This window comes from Ihubacter sp. rT4E-8 (genome assembly GCF_049852125.1).
GTDB lineage: Bacteria > Bacillota > Clostridia > Peptostreptococcales > Anaerovoracaceae > Senimuribacter.
This window is the reverse complement of the sequence record NZ_CP187532.1, coordinates 1,629,230-1,645,359: the sequence shown is the minus strand read 5'-3', so window position 1 is coordinate 1,645,359 and position 16,130 is coordinate 1,629,230. Positions and strand designations below refer to the sequence as shown.

Genomic DNA, 16,130 nt, shown 5'->3' with positions numbered 1-16,130 from the left:
ATGGATGCAATCAGCAAAATCAGTAAATTTCAGAAGTTTGGCTGGGTACTTGGACTGGAACGCATGAACGTGCTATTAGAAAAGCTGGGAAATCCCCACGAGAATCTGAAGGTGCTTCATGTTGCGGGTACCAACGGAAAAGGCTCTGTCTGCAGGTATCTCTATGAAACCCTGCAGGCAGCCGGCTACCGGTGCGGACTCTTTACTTCGCCGTTTCTGGAAGTCTTCAACGAACGAATCGAATTTGACGGCAGCTATATTTCCGATGGAGATCTGCAGCGCTGCAGCGATCTGGTTCTTGCCAAAACGGAACAAATGGTAGGGCAAGGATGCGAATCGCCCACCGAATTTGAGGTTATTACAGCCATCGCGTTTTTGTACTTTCAGGAAAAGGGCGCAGAGTATGTGGTACTGGAAGTCGGCCTTGGGGGCAGAGGAGATTCTACCAATGTGGTGAAGCAGCCGCTGTGTAGCATTATCACGTCGATTTCTTTGGATCACACCGACCGGCTGGGCGAAACAACCGCGGAGATTGCAGGCGAAAAAGCAGGCATTATCAAAACGGGTTGCCCTGTGATTACCGGTGTGGAAGATGCGGATGCGCTGCAGGTGATCCGTCTTGCGGCGATGAAGAACCATTCGCCGTTGTTTCACGCGCTGGAAAATCCATATGAGATTTTGGACGAGACGGCAGAAGAAACTCGCTTTCAGGCGAAAGTCATGGAAGAAACCTATGATCTGACGATTTCCATGGCGGGGCCACATCAGGTGAAAAACGCGCTGACGGCGCTGACAGCCATCGCTCTTTTAAGTGCGAAAGAGGATATCCAGGTCACAAAGGCGCAGATTGCGGCGGGTTTTCTGCGGGCAAAACAGATCGGACGCTTTGAAATCATGGACCGCAATCCCTTTGTCATTTTAGACGGCGCCCACAATCCAGACGGCGCAAAGGCTTTGCGGGACACTGTACTGCGTCACTTTGCAGACAAAAGGATTCTCATGGTAATCGGTATTCTGGCGGATAAAGAAGTGGATACCGTATTGGATACGTTTAAAGAAGTGACTGCTGACTTTATTGCGACAGAGCCGGACAATCCGAGAAAGCTGCCGGCTGAAGAACTGGCGGAAAAAATCCGCGTTCGCGGAGGAAAGGCTTTGTGCTGCAAGACGCCGGCGGAAGCGGTGCGCAGCGCCATGGAGCGCCGCAGTGCATATGATCTGATCCTATTTGCGGGTTCGTTATATTTGATTGGAGAAATAAGGGGGCTTATTCATGGAACAGGAGATACAGAAACACAGTAAAATTATTTTATTCTACAACCCGAACTCAGGAAGCGGCGTTTTTAAAAACAATCTGGACTATATCATCGGACGCTGTCAGGACGCAGGCTATATTGTAGTGCCCATCCGGGCGGCACACGGCACGGTGATCGCTGATTATCTGGCAGAAGTCAGTCAGCGGGGGATTGAGGCGGAATTTCGTCAGATTATTGCAGCTGGAGGAGACGGTACCATCAATGTATGTGTTAACGCCATGATTCAGCATGATATTCATCTGCCGCTGGCCATTTTGCCGGCGGGTACGGCAAATGATTTCGCCTATTATTTCAACCTTTCCGGTGATATCGAGCGGATGATGGACATTGCGCTGGGGCATAATTACACGTATGCCGACGTGGGCAAGGTCAACGACCGGTATTTTATCAATGTAGCGGCAATGGGACAGGTGGTGGACGTGAGCCAGAAGACCGACCCGACTTTGAAGAATACCATCGGGATTTTGGCATACTATCTAAAAGGACTGTCCGAAGTGCCGAATCTGAAGCCGATCAAGGTCACATTGACGACACCGGAAAAAGTATATCGGGAAAAGATGTACTTTATGGTGGTAATGAATGGAAAGTCGGCAGGCGGATTCAAAAAAATTTCGCCGGATTCGGAAATTAACGACGGACTTTTGGACGTTATGCTGTTTCGGAATATGACGCTTTTTGAAATGCCGGGGGTTTTTATGAAGATTCTGCAGGGCAGTCATTCGTCCAGCAAGCGGGTGCTGCACTTTCAGACCAGCAGTCTGAAAATCGAATCGGAATGTGATTTGCCGACGGATATCGACGGCGAACACGGAGAAAAGCTGCCGCTTTCTTTTAGCGTGCTGCATAACCGGCTGAAAATTTTTACCTTAGAAGATAACATGGGGGAGGAACAGGCATGATGCGCCTTATCATGAGACAGACCGAGGATTATGAAAAACTGGTGCGGTTTTTCGTAGAAAACGAATTGGAATTTGATGGCGATGAAGAAGTGGATACCGATATCGTCAAATGTTTTGAAATCGTTCACGGCGCGGAGGAACATCTGGCGGCGGCCGCAGTGCTTGCCAAACGGGAAGACCGCTATATCATCGACGGCATCGCTGTAGAAAAATTGTATCGGAAGATGAAGCTGGGCAATATGCTGCTGAAAAAAATCGTGGAAACGGTGAAAGACCTGGGCGGCAGACAGCTTTACCTGGTGGCGAGAGCGCCGGGATTTTTCCGCGCCAACGGATTTACTGCCATCGATCCTGCGGATGCGCCCAACTTTTTCGAGTGCAAATACTGTCCGCAATATCAGAAAAGCTGTCATCCGGAGGTCATGAAACTGGAGATTGAATAAATGGATTACGACTATGATCGAATTTTACAGGGCATTTTAGACGTGGGGGAAGAAATGGTCTGCTGCGGCGCAGAGGTCAGCCGGGTGGAGGACAGCATCTACCGTATGTGCGAAAGCTATGGCGCGGCGCGCATCAACGTATTTATCATTACCTCCAATATCCAGGTGACCATGGAAGCGCCGGACGGCAGGATTCTAACCCAGATCAGGCGGCTGGTTCGCTACGACGCTAACTTTGACAGGTTGGATTATCTCAATGATTTGAGCAGATATATCTGTGCCAATCAGCCGGATGTATCTCAGCTTCGTGAGAAATTTGACGAGGTGCTGGGGCGGCCCAAGCAGCCTCTTTGGATGCGTTTCGTGGGTTGTATGCTGGGCGCGGGCGCTTTTGCCGTATTCTTCGGCGGCACCTGGCTGGACGGCGTCGCTTCCTGCTTGATGGCGGTGGTGCTCGTGCTGTTTGAATTGTTTTACGCCAAGCGGGAGAAAAATCAGATCGTGTATCATTTTGCCGCGTCAGTGGTAGGCGGTATCTGCGCTCACATCTTTGTAGCCATGGGACTTGGAGACCATGTGGATATGCTAATGATCGGCGGTATCATGCTGCTGATTCCGGGCATTGCGATGACCAACGCGGTGCGGGATATGCTGACAGGCGATATTGCTTCGGGACTTCTGCGTCTCTGCAATTCGCTGCTCATCGCGGCGGCAATTGCCTGCGGCTTTGCGCTGACCATTATTCTGCTGGGAGGTGTGCTATGATTGTACAACTTTTGGTTGCGTTTCTCGGTTCAGTAGGCTTTGCGCTGATGCTGAAAATAAAAGGAAAGCAGGTGCTGTACGCAGGGCTTGGCGGATTGATTACCTGGGGGATTTATCTGCTGTGCTTTGAATGGCTTGCCAGCAATTTTGAAGCTAACCTGATCGCTTCTATTTTTGTAGCGGTTTACGCAGAGGTTATGGCGCGGGTCAACAGAGCGCCTGCGACGATTTTTTTGACGGCGGCTGCAGTACCTCTGATTCCGGGTGGCAGGCTGTATTATACCATGTATGGTCTGGTCAGCGAGGACAAAGCCATGTTCTACGAAAACGGCACGGCTGCTATTACCATTGCTCTTGCCATTTCTCTGGGATTTGTGGTCGTGACAGTGCTGAACCGGTATTGGAACAGTATGACGGCAAAGTGGAAGAAAACAACTTAATATGACAAAAGTGTAAGCTGTCTGTCACAGGCAGTTATGGCAGCGCCTCCTCTTTGATGATACCATAAGGGTATGAAAGGGGAGGTGTTTTTTATGGATAAGGTTTTTAGAGCCGTGATATTCTTTGTTCTTACCGTAATTGTGACAGGTGCAATTTTATGCGCGCCTATAATGTATCGAGGATATCAGATGTATGCAGCTGCCATAAAGGAAACGCCGATAGAGAAAAAGGTTGAGGAAATTCGCGGTGACAATACATACGTGCTGTTAGATCAGATTTCTGAGGATTTCAGAAACGGTATTATCCAATCGGAAGATAAACGGTTTCGCTTTCACATAGGAATTGACCCTTTAGCGATTCTTCGCGCGGTAAAAAATGATTTGATTGCGGGAAGCTTTGTCGAAGGGGGCAGCACGATTACCCAACAGCTGGCAAAGAATATGTATTTTGACTTTGACAAGAATTTTGAAAGAAAGATCGCGGAAGTTTTTATGGCATTCAGATTGGAATGGGAGTATAGCAAAGATGAGCTTCTGGAATTATATCTGAACTGCATCTATTTTGGAGAAAATTGCTATGGCATTAAAGAGGCTTCAGATCATTATTATGGCGTAGATCCGGAACATTTATCGGAAGACCAATCTGCTTCTCTCGTCTATACTATAAAATGTCCGAACCTGTACAATCCCAACGCAATCTAGGTATATCCAGGCATACTTTTTCCTACCCGGAATAGAATGTAGTAATGCGAATTTCGGGAGGGAGAAAATGATAAATACTGAGAGCAGCAATAACAGTACAAATATCGCACACATTTGCGGAGAAGTTATAGATGGCCTTATCTTAAATCACAAAACTTACGGGGAAGCGTTCTATACCTTTACCGTAGGTATCAGAAGAAACAGCGGATATGAAGATCAGATTATCGTCATGGCATCCGAAAGGATATTACATGGCTTTCAGATTGAACCTGGTACACATATTGAGATACAGGGGCAGATTAGGACATATAACGAAGATGTGGACGGACATAATCGCCTTAACATCGTAGTTTTTGCCAGAGATATGGAATTGATAGAAGACTTTTGTGAACCGGTTAACGATATCCGACTGGAAGGATTTCTATGCAAAAAGCCGCTGTCGCGGACTTCGCCTCTTGGACGGAAGATCTGTGACCTGATGTTGGCTGTGAATCGTATGTATAATAAGTCAGACTATATCCCATGTATTGCCTGGGGACGTAATGCAGTATATTCGGCGACTTTGGATGTAGGCAATCGGATTGCCATCAGCGGACGTCTGCAGAGCAGACAGTATAAAAAACGACAGGACGACGGGCAGGTTATGATTAAAACAGCTTACGAAGTTTCTGTATTACAGCTTGAAACCTTTACCGAAGATGTGTTATAATAAAAGCTAATTTGTATACACAAGAATGGCGCACGCTAATAACGGAAAAGGAAGTGGATAAATGTTTAACAGAGAAGGCGCGGATAACAGCACTTACAATGTAGAGAATTTTGAGTTTATCAAGAAAGCTTCTCCGGTTGTGGGAGACTTGATTGAGAAGGAATATAACAGACAGAAGAACAACATCGAGCTAATCGCTTCGGAAAATTACTGCTCTGAAGCGGTTTTAGCTGCCTGCGGAAGCTGTCTGTCCTGGAAGTATGCCGAAGGATATCCTTATGTGCGGACTTCCGGCAATACCAGCAGATACTATGGCGGTACTAAGTATGTAGATGAACTGGAGGAATACTGCTGCGACATGTGGAGAAAGGTATTTGACACGGATTACCACGTCAATGTACAGCCCCACAGCGGTTCCCAGGCGAATTTCGCGGCATATAAGGCAATTTTGAAGCCGGGCGATACAATTCTGTCACTGAGCCTGGATAACGGCGGGCATTTGACTCATGGTTCTTCCGTCAACTTCAGCGGCAAACTTTACAACATGGTGTTCTATGATGTAGACGCAAATGGTCTCATCGATATGGAGGATGTCAGAAGAAAGGCGCAGGAATACAAGCCGCAGCTGATTCTGACCGGCGCGTCCGCTTATTCCAGAATCATTGACTTTGCTGCCTTTGCTGAAATCGCGAAAGAAGCTGGCGCTTACTTCATGGTAGATATGGCGCACATCGCAGGTCTTGTAGCAGGCGGCGCACATCCGTCTCCGTTTGGCTATGCGGATATCGTAACGACTACCACCCATAAGACCCTGAGAGGACCGAGAGGCGGTCTGATCTTTGCTCGTCAGGATCTGGCAAAGAAAGTTGACAGCGCAGTATTTCCTTATGCACAGGGGGGACCTTTGGAACATGTCATCGCTGGAAAAGCAGTGTGCGCGGAAGAAGCCCTTCGTCCTGAGTACAAAGAGTACGCGGCACAGGTGGTTGCCAACTGCAAAGCTTTTGCAGATGAATTCCTGAAGCTGGGCTACAAGATTGTAACCGGCGGTACGGACAATCACGTATTTCTGCTCGATCTTTTAGAATTCCCGTTCAGCGGTAAGGATCTGCAGGACAGATTAGATGAAGTGGGCATTACCCTGAATAAAAACTGCGTGCCGGGAGAAACGCGTTCTCCAAAGGAAACCAGCGGCGTCAGAATCGGTACAGCGCCGATGACTACCAGAGGCTATAAGGAAGAAGATTTCCGCGTAGTCGCCAGAAAAATCGACGCAGTGATTAAAGAGATGCTGTAAAAGTCTGAGCGAACTTTAAACATTAAATATAAAAGGACTGCCTTGCATATGCAAACAGTCCTTTTATTGTCTGAGAACAAGCGGGCTTCCGGGTATCCATTCGAAGCTTTGCTTTACGGAAGGCTTTTCAGTGCGGAGTAGCGATGGCGAGGGAATATAGGGGTATAGGGTATACATTTTGAAAAGTTGTGCAAGAAATGCGTCTTTAGCCTCGATTTGCACAACTGTCAGTAGCGTTGGTTGTGCAAAATAGCTTTATGACGGTTGCGATGCAAAACTTTTGATGGATTGGCTACATAAAACAGGGTTGTTATGACGGGATTACATGAACTATATGAGAAAAGGTTGTGCAGATCAGATGAGAATACCTGCAACATGCACAACTTTTTGTTATTCAGGTGTAGGAAAAAGAGTGTGAGTTGTGCAAATAGAACTGTTCAGCGCTGAATTGCACAGCTTCTGGTTGTACTGGTTGTGCAATTCAGTTTAATATGGCAATGCTTGCACAACATTTTTAAATTTATTTGAATATGGAAGCATCTCTATGCGCTGTTCAGCATCAGACGCAGGGGCGATAGCTTATTAAGATAGAAATACACCTATTTTGAGAAGCAGCGGCGCAGAGGTCTTTGAGCCGGGTATGATTTTCACTGTAGAGCCGGGCGTCTATTTGAAAGATTTAGGTCTGGGCATTCGAATCGAAGATGACGTATTGATTACGGAAACCGGCGTGGAAATTTTATCCGCGGGGATTCCGAAGACCGTAGAAGAAATCGAAGCGATGATGGAAAGATAAGGTAGTATTATACGTAAAAAAGACACTGTATCGTAAGTGATGCGACAGTGTCTTTTTAGTAAGCTGTTTTATTGTATTTTCTTTTTTGTCAATTCTATCAGTTCTATAGCGCTTTTTCGAGTAGTTTCCGTGATATTTTCGCCGCCCAGCAGCCTTGCGATTTCATCTACAGTTTCATCTTCTGACAAGCGCTGCACCGTGGTAAAGGTGCTGTTTTCAGTTTCTTCTTTAAAAATACGGTAGTGGGTGTCACCGCTTGCCGCAATTTGAGGAAGATGGGTGATGCAGATGATCTGATGATCCTTTGCAATCTGGTGGAGCTTTCGTCCCACGATACTGGCAGTGATGCCGCTGATGCCTGCGTCGATTTCGTCAAAGATCATGGTAGGGATTCTATCGTAGGTACCGGTTATATTTTTGATTGCCAGCATCATTCTGGAGATCTCGCCGCCGGAGGCGACCTTTACCAGTGGTTTCAGCGGTTCGCCCTTGTTGGTGGAAATCAGGATTTCAACGGTATCGTTGCCGTCAGGACCGATGGTTTCAGGTATTCTAAAGTCTATAGACAGTTTAGCGCTGTTGAAATTCAGGTCATGCAATTCTTGCTCAATGGCAGTTTCCAGTTCTCTGGCGCTGGATTTTCTGGCTTCTGACAGCAGGGCAGCTTTTGCGGAGAGGGCTTCGTAAGCCTTTGCAGTTTCTGTTTCCAGCTGCGCTTTTACATCGTCAAAATTTTCTATTTGGTTGAGTTCCTCGGATATTTTGTCGTAATACGCCAGAATTTCTTCGATGGTAGAGCCGTATTTTTTCTTCAGTCCGTCGATTAGAGACAGGCGGGAAATGGCATCGTCCAGTTCATCCGGTGTGAAGGTCACTTCTTCTCTGATTTTGCGAAGATCCGAGGACAGATCCTCCAGACGGTAGTAAATATCCGCGAATTCTTCACTTAAGGCTTGAATATCTTTAGAATATGAGGTAATATCCTGCAGTGCGTGCAGCCCTGTACCTAAGGAGGAAAGGGCGCTGTATTCTCCTGAATTTAAAAGCCCATAGGATGTTTCGATGGCAGCAAAGATCTTTTCGCTGTTTTGGAGTATAGAAACCCGTTCAGCCAGAGCTTCATCTTCACCGGGCATCAAATGGGCGTTTTCAATTTCAGTCTGTTCAAAACGGTAAAAATCCAGTTTTTTCAAATTATCCTGCTCCATGGAAAGGAGTTTGTTCAGCTTGGATTTAACGGCCTGATAATCCGTATAGGCAGCAGAGAAGGATTCCTTTAGAGGAAAAATCGTATCCCCATGAAAGCTGTCTACCAGTTTAATGTGATTGTCAGGGTTGAGCAGGGATTGGTTGTCGTATTGTCCGTGAATATCCGCCAGACGGCGGCAGGTTTCTGAGAGTTCGCCTAAGGTGACCAGCTGCCCGTTGCGCTTGCAGAGATTCTTGCCTGCGGCAGAAACTTCTCTGGTGATGACGATGTCTTCACCATCCAATTCGCCGGCAAGCTGTACGACTGCTTTGGAAGCGCCATGACGGACAAACGCAGAATCAGCCCTGCTCCCGAGAGCAAGGCTAATGGCTTCTATTACGATGGATTTACCGCTGCCGGTTTCTCCTGTAATGATATTCAGTCCTTCTTCAAAATCAATTTCTGTGTTTTCGATAATTGCAAAATTTTCAATACGAATGTGATTGATCATTGTCCTTTAGACCTCATAATTAGCATATCGTTGAAAATAGATAAGATTTCTTCTACGTGTTCCTCCTTGTCGATAATCAGAAGCAGAGTGTTGTCCCCAGCAACAGAGCCGACTACGTGAGGAAGTCCTATACAGTCAACGGCTTCACCGGCGGCAGGACCACAGCCTGACAATGTTTTGATCACAATCAGATTCTGCGCAGACGCAAAAGAGGTGATCGTTTCTCTGAAAATCTTAACAAAGCGGTCGGAAATGGGCGCGTCCTGTCTGGCGCTGACTGCATATTTGTATTTACCGCTTGCGGAAAGTACCTTTATCAGCTGGAGTTCTTTAATGTCCCGGGAAATTGTTGCTTGAGTAACCTCAAAGCCTTCGTCCTTTAACATGGAGGCCAGTTTGTCCTGGGTCTCTATTTCGTTGTTGGCAATGAGTTCCAAAATCTTGTTCTGTCTGGAATAACGCATAATTTTCTCCTTTTTATACTCCGGATTTCTGTTCTTTTCTCAGCAATGAATGCTGTCGTAGCCGGATGTAATAAATCCATAATACCATACAAGATTATACCATAAAAAGAGATGAAAAGAAAGCTAAAAATGAGAATTGAAATGAAATCTCTGTTGTAGACAAACGTACGTTCCTGTGTTATACTATATAGTGCATAAATCTGGAAAGGAAGCTTTATGAGAATATTAGGGATTGACCCAGGCTACGCTATTCTCGGATGGGGTGTCTTGGATATGATAGGAAATCGTTTTTCTGTTGTGGACTATGGCGCGGTGACAACAGACGCGGGTATAGAAATGCCGCTGCGGCTGCAACGCTTGTATCAGGAACTATCAGCGATTATTGAGGAGTATCGGCCGCAGGTCGCGTCTATTGAGGAACTGTTCTTTAATAATAACGCCAAAACTGCGATTATGGTAGGACAGGCGAGAGGCGTTGCGGTTCTTGCCTGTGTTAACGGCGGATTGGAAGTAAACGAGTATACGCCTCTACAGATCAAACAAGCGCTGGTTGGTTATGGCCGTGCAGATAAGAAACAGGTACAGGCGATGGTTAAGGCAATCTTAAATTTAAAGGAAGTGCCAAAGCCGGACGATACTGCTGATGCAGTTGCCGCGGCGATTTGTCATGGACACAGCGCAGGAAACAGAATGCGTGCATTAAAGTTGAAATAATATATATAGAGGTAGCATATGATTCGATTTATCAAAGGAATTTTTCACCCGTCGCCGGATGGCAGCGTCATTGTTGAAACGGCTTCAGGTATGGGGTTTTCGGTAAGTATACCTGCGAACTCGGTTCTCTATAAACATGTTGAGGGAGACGAAGTTAAGATATATACATCTATGATCGTAAAAGAGGATGATGTTAGCTTATATGGCTTTGCTGACAAGGAAAATCTGGAGCTTTTTGAATTGTTGATTACAGTTAACGGCGTGGGGGCTAAGGCAGGTATGGCTATTATGAGCGCTTTGCCGCCGTTAGAACTGAAACGCGCCGTTGCGACCGGCGATGCAAAAGCGATCGCTACAGCCAACGGCGTAGGTAAAAAAACAGCTGAACGTATTATATTAGAATTAAAGGATAAAGTAGGCAGTTTCGTGTCTCTAACAGATCAGGGAACGGAGGAAGTGTTCGTACCTGTCAGCGACGAGAGAAGCGAAGCCGTGGCCGCTTTGATTGCTCTTGGATATACTAAGAATGAAGCAGCCTCCGCAGTTGGGAAGGTTCAAGCGGAGGGATTGACCTGTGAGGCCTATATCAAGCAGGCGCTGAAAAATTTATTTTAAAGGATAGGATATGGAAGAAGAAAGAATTACGCAGTCCAGCGCGGTATCCGTTGGTGAGGAACGACAGGAGACTACACTGCGACCTCAGCATTTGGATGATTTTATTGGACAGAAAACAGTAAAAGAGAATTTAAAGGTCTTTATCGAAGCTGCCCGTATGCGTGGAGAGCCTCTTGACCACGTACTGTTTTACGGTCCGCCAGGTTTAGGAAAGACTACTTTGGCTGGGATTATCGCAAATGAACTGGGTGTGGATATTAAAATTACGTCCGGCCCCGCTATAGAGAGAGCGGGAGATCTGGCGGCCATTTTAACGAATCTTAACGAAAATGACGTGCTGTTCATTGATGAGATTCACCGGTTGAATCGTTCGGTAGAGGAAGTGTTGTATTCAGCTATGGAGGATTATGCGCTTGATATTATCATCGGAAAGGGACCGTCTGCCCGTTCTATCAGGCTGGATATCGCTAAGTTTACTTTAATTGGAGCGACGACGAGAGCAGGAAGTCTATCTGCACCTTTGCGAGACAGATTCGGCGTTATTGATAAGTTTGATCTTTATACAAATGAGGAATTGGCGGAAATTATCAGGCGTTCTGCTGGTCTGTTAGATGTGGAAGCAGATGAAGCGTCTTATATGGAAATGGCTAAGTGCTCGCGAGGAACGCCCCGCGTTGCGAACCGTCTTTTGAAGCGAATCAGAGACTTTTCACAGGTGCGTGGTAATGGAGTTATCACGAAGGAAATTACAGAAAAGGCGCTGGAAGCTCTGGGAGTGGATCAGCTGGGTCTGGAACGCTTGGACAGAGAGATTTTATCCGCTATTATTTTCAGGTTCAATGGCGGTCCGGTAGGCATCGATACAATCGCTGCTTCCATCGGAGAGGAACGGGTAACGATTGAGGATGCTTATGAACCGTATCTGATACAGTCAGGCCTCTTGTACCGAACGCAGAAGGGGCGGATGGTGTCTCAGTTGGGATATCAGCATATGGGTATCGAATGTCCGCAAGCCGCTGAAGAAGATACGGAAACAGAGAAGGAATCTGCGGCATGTCAGGAGCAGCAAAGTCTATTATAACGCAGGAGAGATGTAATGAAGATTGACGCATTTGATTATGAATTGCCGAAGGAATTGATTGCGCAAAAGCCTTCAGAGAAAAGAGACGTCTGTAGGCTGATGGTCTTAGATCGCAGTCAGGAAACGGTTGACCATAAACGTTTTTATGACGTGTTAGAATATTTGAATCGGGGTGATTGCCTGGTTTTGAATAATTCCAAAGTGTTGCCCGCCAGATTGTTCGGCATGAAGAAAGAGACCGGAGCTAAGATTGAATTTCTTTTGATCAAGAGACTTTCAGGCGATCGCTGGGAGACTATGGTAAAGCCGGGAAAACGGTTAAAGCCGGGAGATCGAGTTTCTTTCGGCGAGAATTTCGAGGCTGAGATTTTGGATTATGGTTCTGACGGCACCAGAATTGTGGAGTTTCACTATGAAGGGATTTTTATGGAGCGCCTTGAGGCATTGGGTCATATGCCTTTACCACCGTATATTGAAAGAGAAAGCACGTCTGAGGACAGGGATATGTACCAGACGGTTTATTGCCGTGAAGAAGGGTCTGTAGCAGCTCCGACGGCGGGACTTCATTTTACGGAGGATTTGCTAAACGCGGCGCAGGCAAAGGGTGTCAGTCTGGCGTATGTGACGTTGCATGTAGGGATCGGCACGTTTCGCCCTGTGAAGTGTGAAAATGTAGAAGATCATCATATGCATTTTGAGGAATATTTTATAGATGATGAGGCGGCAAGAACGATCAATGATACGATCTTGTCAGGCGGACGCGTTGTATCCGTTGGAACAACTTCTACCAGAACGGTAGAAAGCGCCGCGTATTTTGATGAGGAGACAGGAAAATATCAGGTAAAAGCAGGAGGAGACAGTACGGGCATTTTTATTTATCCAGGCTATACTTTTAAGATTATCGATGCTTTGATTACCAACTTTCATCTCCCTAAGTCCACTTTGCTCATGCTGATTTCAGCGCTCTATGATAGGGAAAAGATACTGGAAGCATATGAGATTGCAGTAAATGAGCAGTACCGGTTCTTCAGTTATGGAGACGCGATGCTGATTAAATAAAAATGACAAAAACAGAAAGGAAATGCGCAATGAACAGTTTTATGATAGCTTTCGGCTATGCTAGCGTGGCTCTTTGCCTGGGTACTTTGCTGAGGGCAAAAATTCCATTTTTGAGAAATATGCTGGTACCTGCCAGTGTAATTGCTGGAATTATTGGGATCATCTTTATGAATGTGGTCGCTGCGACAGGTCTTAACATTGGAACGAATGCGGATATGTATACGGAGATTGTAAACCATCTCTTTACTATTTCATTTATTTCCATTTGTCTGACCGGTTCGGGGGATAACAAGGAAGGCGCGGCAAAGAACATGCTGAAAGGCGCATGGGGTATGGGCTTGGTATGGTGCTTGCTCTACGCGCTGACACCACTGGTCGGAGCCGGCGTAATTGCATTGTTAAAGGGTGGATTTGATATGGACGTAATTTATGGAATGTTGATTCCATATGCGTTTACCCAAGGACCAGGACAGGCGGCGTCTTACGGATTTATGTTTGAACAATATGGATGGGATAACGCCGCTATGGTAGCTGTTACCTTTGCGGCAATCGGCTTTGTGGTAGCTTTTGCAGTAGGTATACCTGCCGCTAAGCTGGGTATCATGCGCGGTATTGCTAAAAACTGCGGAAAGCTTGACGATAGTATTCTGAAGGGCTATCTGCGTAAGGAAGAACAGACTTCTTATATGGTTAAGGATACAACCTGCAACAGCAACATTGAAACCTTGTCGTTCCATTTTGCTTTAATTGGATTCTGCTACGTCGTTGCAATAGGTATATCAAAGCTGTTTGCTTTGATTCCTGGTTTTTTCGGGACGTCTATGAGCGGATTGATGTTTATGAACGGCATGTTTGCCGCTTATATTGTTAAATATCTGATGAAAAAATTACATATTGACTTTCTGCAGGAGGACGTATTGCAGAGTAAAATTACAGGATGGACGGCGGATTATCTGGTAGTTTGCGCTTTTATGGCCGTAGGCTTCAACGTTCTGGGAAATTGGATTATACCGATTTTGGCGGAGAGCGCCGTTATCACAATCATTACTTTTGCTGTATGCTTCTATTTCGGCAGACGTTTCGGCGGCAGCAACGACTTTGAGCGCACGTTGGGACTGTATGGAACTTGTACGGGTACAGTGCCCAGTGGTATCGCGCTGGTGCGTATAATAGATCCCGCGTTCAAAACCTCTACGGCAGCGGAGCTGGGATTGATGAACTTAGTTATGATGCTTTCCACACCGGTGGGATTGGTGCTGATTGCCGCGGCTTCCGGAGATCTGTCTATGAAGATGACCATGCTGATTTTGTTGGGATGCACCGTTCTTTATATGGGACTTTTGAAGGTAACCAGAAGCTGGAACAAGAAGTCATATGACTGGAAACAATGATGATATTTATCATGTAGCTTTACGGAGGTGAATTTACAGATGCAGACAATTTATTATGGCGGACCGATCATTACAATGGAGGGTGTTAACGATAGGCCGGAGGCTGTGTTAGTGGACGGCGATAAAATTGGAAAGGTTGGTACATTAAGGGAAGTCATGGACGCGGCAGGAAGCCGGGTTAAAAAAGTCAATCTTGCAGGACGGTGTCTAATGCCGGGATTTATTGACGCTCATGGACATATTTCCATGAACGGACAAATGTCCCTATGCGCCGATCTGTCAGAATGCACATCCTTTGATGAGATTATTCAAGTAATGAAGGCATATATTTCCGAGAACAAGATCGGAGAGAAGGGGGCGGTTATCGGCTTCGGATACGATCATAATTTCCTGAAGGAGCAAAGTCATCCGGGCAAAGCAGTGCTTGATCAGGTTAGCAGTGAGATACCTATACTGATATTGCATATATCAGGCCACTTAGGATGCGTTAACAGCCGTCTTTTGGAGATCGCTGGAATTATTGCCGATACTCCGGATCCTCAGGGTGGTAAAATTGGCAGAGTAGGCAATACCCCTGAACCTGATGGATATTTGGAAGAAGCAGCAATGCTGCAAGTCCAGAGCAGCATTACTAAGAAGATAAAGCCTGATCTTCGTAAGCTATTGCGGGGAATGCAGCAAATCTATATTGAAAACGGAGTAACAACCGCGCAGGACGGCGCAGCTAACGGCTTGTCGATGAAATTGCTGAAGCTGGCGAATTCCCTGGGAACACTGAAAATTGATGTGGTCGCTTATCCTCTGATGAGCGATGGAGGACGAGAAATTCTGAAGAAGAATAAATCCTTAGACGGTATTTACAAAAAGCATCTGAAGATCGGCGGATATAAGATTTTGTTGGATGGCTCGCCGCAGGGAAGATCAGCATGGATGAGTCAGCCATATTTGGGAGATGATCCGGATTATTGCGGATATCCGTGGCTAACTGATGAGGATGCATATGGTTATGCGCTTCAGGCTGTTAATGATAACAAACAGTTGTTGGCACACTGCAACGGCGACGCCGCCAGCGAACAATTTCTCCAGGTCTATAAAAAGGCGCTGGAGAACAGCGACAATCCTGACAAAGATCATTTGCGTCCGGTGATGATTCATTGCCAGACGGTGCGCAATGATCAGCTGGATCGTATGAAGGAGCTCAATATGATCGCGTCGATCTTTGTTGGTCACGTATATTATTGGGCTGATATTCATATGAAAAATTTTGGAGAGGAAAGAGGACGGAGAGTTAGCCCGGTGAAGGATGCTCTGGATACAGGACTTGTCGTCAATTTCCATCAGGATCCTCCTGTAACAAAACCGAAAATGCTCCACTCTGTATGGTGCGCGGTCAACCGTATCAGCCGAGAAGGAAACGTAATTGGTGAGGAACAGAGAATCGACGTTTATGACGCGTTGAAGGCCGTAACAATCAATGCCGCTTATGAATACGCGGAGGAAGATACAAAGGGAAGCCTGAAGGAAGGAAAACGGGCGGACCTCGTTATTTTGGATCGCAGTCCTCTGGAAGTGAATCCTATGGAACTGAAGGATATCTCTGTATTGGAAACGATAAAAGACGGTAAAATCATTTATAAAAAATAGAAAACGTAAGAATGTATAGCAGGCCGCATGGAATAGATCTTCGTGCGGCCTTTGCTATGATAGCAGAGCGTCTGAAAATGATGCGAGGATGCATA

16 protein-coding genes and 1 pseudogene are annotated in these 16,130 nt (G+C 46.2%); 15 read left to right on the top strand and 2 right to left on the bottom strand.

Going from position 1 to position 16,130, the window contains the following annotated elements:
• From ACPW7J_RS08140 to ACPW7J_RS08100, 9 genes and pseudogenes are all read left to right on the top strand, one after another.
• Positions 1-1,302: a bifunctional folylpolyglutamate synthase/dihydrofolate synthase gene (locus ACPW7J_RS08140; RefSeq protein WP_425754924.1), complete on the top strand. Its 1,302-nt coding sequence runs from the start codon at positions 1-3 to the stop codon at positions 1,300-1,302.
• Positions 1,274-2,215 (top strand): YegS/Rv2252/BmrU family lipid kinase, encoded by a 942-nt coding sequence (locus ACPW7J_RS08135; protein WP_425754923.1) that lies wholly within the window; start codon positions 1,274-1,276, stop codon positions 2,213-2,215. The genes ACPW7J_RS08140 and ACPW7J_RS08135 overlap by 29 nt, the downstream gene beginning before the upstream one ends.
• Positions 2,212-2,658, top strand: a complete 447-nt coding sequence (locus ACPW7J_RS08130; protein WP_161875297.1) for a GNAT family N-acetyltransferase — start codon at positions 2,212-2,214, stop codon at positions 2,656-2,658. Before ACPW7J_RS08135 ends, ACPW7J_RS08130 begins: the two co-directional genes overlap by 4 nt.
• Positions 2,659-3,423 carry a threonine/serine exporter family protein gene (locus ACPW7J_RS08125; protein ID WP_161875296.1) on the top strand — a complete coding sequence of 255 codons (765 nt, stop codon included), beginning with the start codon at positions 2,659-2,661 and terminating at the stop codon, positions 3,421-3,423.
• A complete protein-coding gene (locus ACPW7J_RS08120; RefSeq protein WP_425754922.1) occupies positions 3,420-3,863 on the top strand; it encodes a threonine/serine exporter family protein in 444 nt (147 codons plus the stop codon). The genes ACPW7J_RS08125 and ACPW7J_RS08120 overlap by 4 nt, the downstream gene beginning before the upstream one ends.
• Positions 3,864-3,956: 93 nt before the next feature.
• A complete protein-coding gene (locus ACPW7J_RS08115) occupies positions 3,957-4,565 on the top strand; it encodes a biosynthetic peptidoglycan transglycosylase (RefSeq protein WP_161875294.1) in 609 nt (202 codons plus the stop codon).
• 67 nt (positions 4,566-4,632) lie between these two features.
• Positions 4,633-5,274, top strand: coding sequence for a single-stranded DNA-binding protein (locus tag ACPW7J_RS08110; protein ID WP_161875293.1), 642 nt, complete (start codon positions 4,633-4,635; stop codon positions 5,272-5,274).
• A gap of 61 nt (positions 5,275-5,335) precedes the next feature.
• Entirely contained in the window at positions 5,336-6,571 is a 1,236-nt protein-coding gene (gene glyA / locus ACPW7J_RS08105; protein ID WP_424959947.1) for a serine hydroxymethyltransferase, read from the top strand.
• Positions 6,572-7,196: 625 nt separating this feature from the next.
• Positions 7,197-7,367, top strand: a pseudogene (locus ACPW7J_RS08100) (M24 family metallopeptidase); the annotation flags it as partial.
• Positions 7,368-7,435: 68 nt separating this feature from the next.
• On the opposite strand, the gene recN reads toward ACPW7J_RS08100, so the two are convergent.
• Both recN and ACPW7J_RS08090 read right to left on the bottom strand, forming a co-directional pair.
• The gene (recN, locus tag ACPW7J_RS08095; protein WP_425754921.1) at positions 7,436-9,067 is read right to left on the bottom strand and encodes a DNA repair protein RecN; all 1,632 of its coding nucleotides are present in this window, start codon (positions 9,065-9,067) and stop codon (positions 7,436-7,438) included.
• Positions 9,064-9,531, bottom strand: a complete 468-nt coding sequence (locus tag ACPW7J_RS08090) for an arginine repressor (RefSeq protein WP_161875290.1) — start codon at positions 9,529-9,531, stop codon at positions 9,064-9,066. The genes recN and ACPW7J_RS08090 overlap by 4 nt, the downstream gene beginning before the upstream one ends.
• Before the next feature lie 216 nt (positions 9,532-9,747).
• Between ACPW7J_RS08090 and ruvC the strand changes: the two genes are divergently transcribed.
• Genes ruvC through ACPW7J_RS08060 form a run of 6 tightly spaced genes read left to right on the top strand, consistent with a single transcriptional unit; the run spans position 9,748 to position 16,035 of the window.
• Positions 9,748-10,245: a crossover junction endodeoxyribonuclease RuvC gene (gene ruvC / locus ACPW7J_RS08085; protein WP_425754920.1), complete on the top strand. Its 498-nt coding sequence runs from the start codon at positions 9,748-9,750 to the stop codon at positions 10,243-10,245.
• An 18-nt stretch (positions 10,246-10,263) separates the two neighbouring features.
• Positions 10,264-10,860 carry a Holliday junction branch migration protein RuvA gene (gene ruvA, locus ACPW7J_RS08080; RefSeq protein WP_425754919.1) on the top strand — a complete coding sequence of 199 codons (597 nt, stop codon included), beginning with the start codon at positions 10,264-10,266 and terminating at the stop codon, positions 10,858-10,860.
• Between the two features lie 10 nt (positions 10,861-10,870).
• On the top strand, positions 10,871-11,941 hold the full coding sequence (gene ruvB, locus ACPW7J_RS08075; protein WP_425754918.1) for a Holliday junction branch migration DNA helicase RuvB: 1,071 nt from the start codon (positions 10,871-10,873) through the stop codon (positions 11,939-11,941).
• 15 nt (positions 11,942-11,956) lie between these two features.
• Positions 11,957-13,000: a tRNA preQ1(34) S-adenosylmethionine ribosyltransferase-isomerase QueA gene (queA, locus tag ACPW7J_RS08070; protein ID WP_425754917.1), complete on the top strand. Its 1,044-nt coding sequence runs from the start codon at positions 11,957-11,959 to the stop codon at positions 12,998-13,000.
• 29 nt (positions 13,001-13,029) lie between these two features.
• Entirely contained in the window at positions 13,030-14,391 is a 1,362-nt protein-coding gene (locus ACPW7J_RS08065; RefSeq protein WP_202623964.1) for a sodium/glutamate symporter, read from the top strand.
• Positions 14,392-14,430: 39 nt separating this feature from the next.
• Positions 14,431-16,035 (top strand): amidohydrolase, encoded by a 1,605-nt coding sequence (locus ACPW7J_RS08060; RefSeq protein WP_425754916.1) that lies wholly within the window; start codon positions 14,431-14,433, stop codon positions 16,033-16,035.
• The last annotated feature ends 95 nt before the right edge of the window (positions 16,036-16,130 follow it).

Bases quoted from the DNA above. Each gene is read 5' to 3' on its own strand.
- ACPW7J_RS08140 (WP_425754924.1), top strand. From the start codon at position 1: ATGGATGCAATCAGCAAAATCAGTAAATTTCAGAAGTTTGGCTGGGTA.
- ACPW7J_RS08135 (WP_425754923.1), top strand. From the start codon at position 1,274: ATGGAACAGGAGATACAGAAACACAGTAAAATTATTTTATTCTACAAC.
- ACPW7J_RS08130 (WP_161875297.1), top strand. From the start codon at position 2,212: ATGATGCGCCTTATCATGAGACAGACCGAGGATTATGAAAAACTGGTG.
- ACPW7J_RS08125 (WP_161875296.1), top strand. From the start codon at position 2,659: ATGGATTACGACTATGATCGAATTTTACAGGGCATTTTAGACGTGGGG.
- ACPW7J_RS08120 (WP_425754922.1), top strand. From the start codon at position 3,420: ATGATTGTACAACTTTTGGTTGCGTTTCTCGGTTCAGTAGGCTTTGCG.
- ACPW7J_RS08115 (WP_161875294.1), top strand. From the start codon at position 3,957: ATGGATAAGGTTTTTAGAGCCGTGATATTCTTTGTTCTTACCGTAATT.
- ACPW7J_RS08110 (WP_161875293.1), top strand. From the start codon at position 4,633: ATGATAAATACTGAGAGCAGCAATAACAGTACAAATATCGCACACATT.
- glyA (WP_424959947.1), top strand. From the start codon at position 5,336: ATGTTTAACAGAGAAGGCGCGGATAACAGCACTTACAATGTAGAGAAT.
- recN (WP_425754921.1), bottom strand. From the start codon at position 9,067: ATGATCAATCACATTCGTATTGAAAATTTTGCAATTATCGAAAACACA.
- ACPW7J_RS08090 (WP_161875290.1), bottom strand. From the start codon at position 9,531: ATGCGTTATTCCAGACAGAACAAGATTTTGGAACTCATTGCCAACAAC.
- ruvC (WP_425754920.1), top strand. From the start codon at position 9,748: ATGAGAATATTAGGGATTGACCCAGGCTACGCTATTCTCGGATGGGGT.
- ruvA (WP_425754919.1), top strand. From the start codon at position 10,264: ATGATTCGATTTATCAAAGGAATTTTTCACCCGTCGCCGGATGGCAGC.
- ruvB (WP_425754918.1), top strand. From the start codon at position 10,871: ATGGAAGAAGAAAGAATTACGCAGTCCAGCGCGGTATCCGTTGGTGAG.
- queA (WP_425754917.1), top strand. From the start codon at position 11,957: ATGAAGATTGACGCATTTGATTATGAATTGCCGAAGGAATTGATTGCG.
- ACPW7J_RS08065 (WP_202623964.1), top strand. From the start codon at position 13,030: ATGAACAGTTTTATGATAGCTTTCGGCTATGCTAGCGTGGCTCTTTGC.
- ACPW7J_RS08060 (WP_425754916.1), top strand. From the start codon at position 14,431: ATGCAGACAATTTATTATGGCGGACCGATCATTACAATGGAGGGTGTT.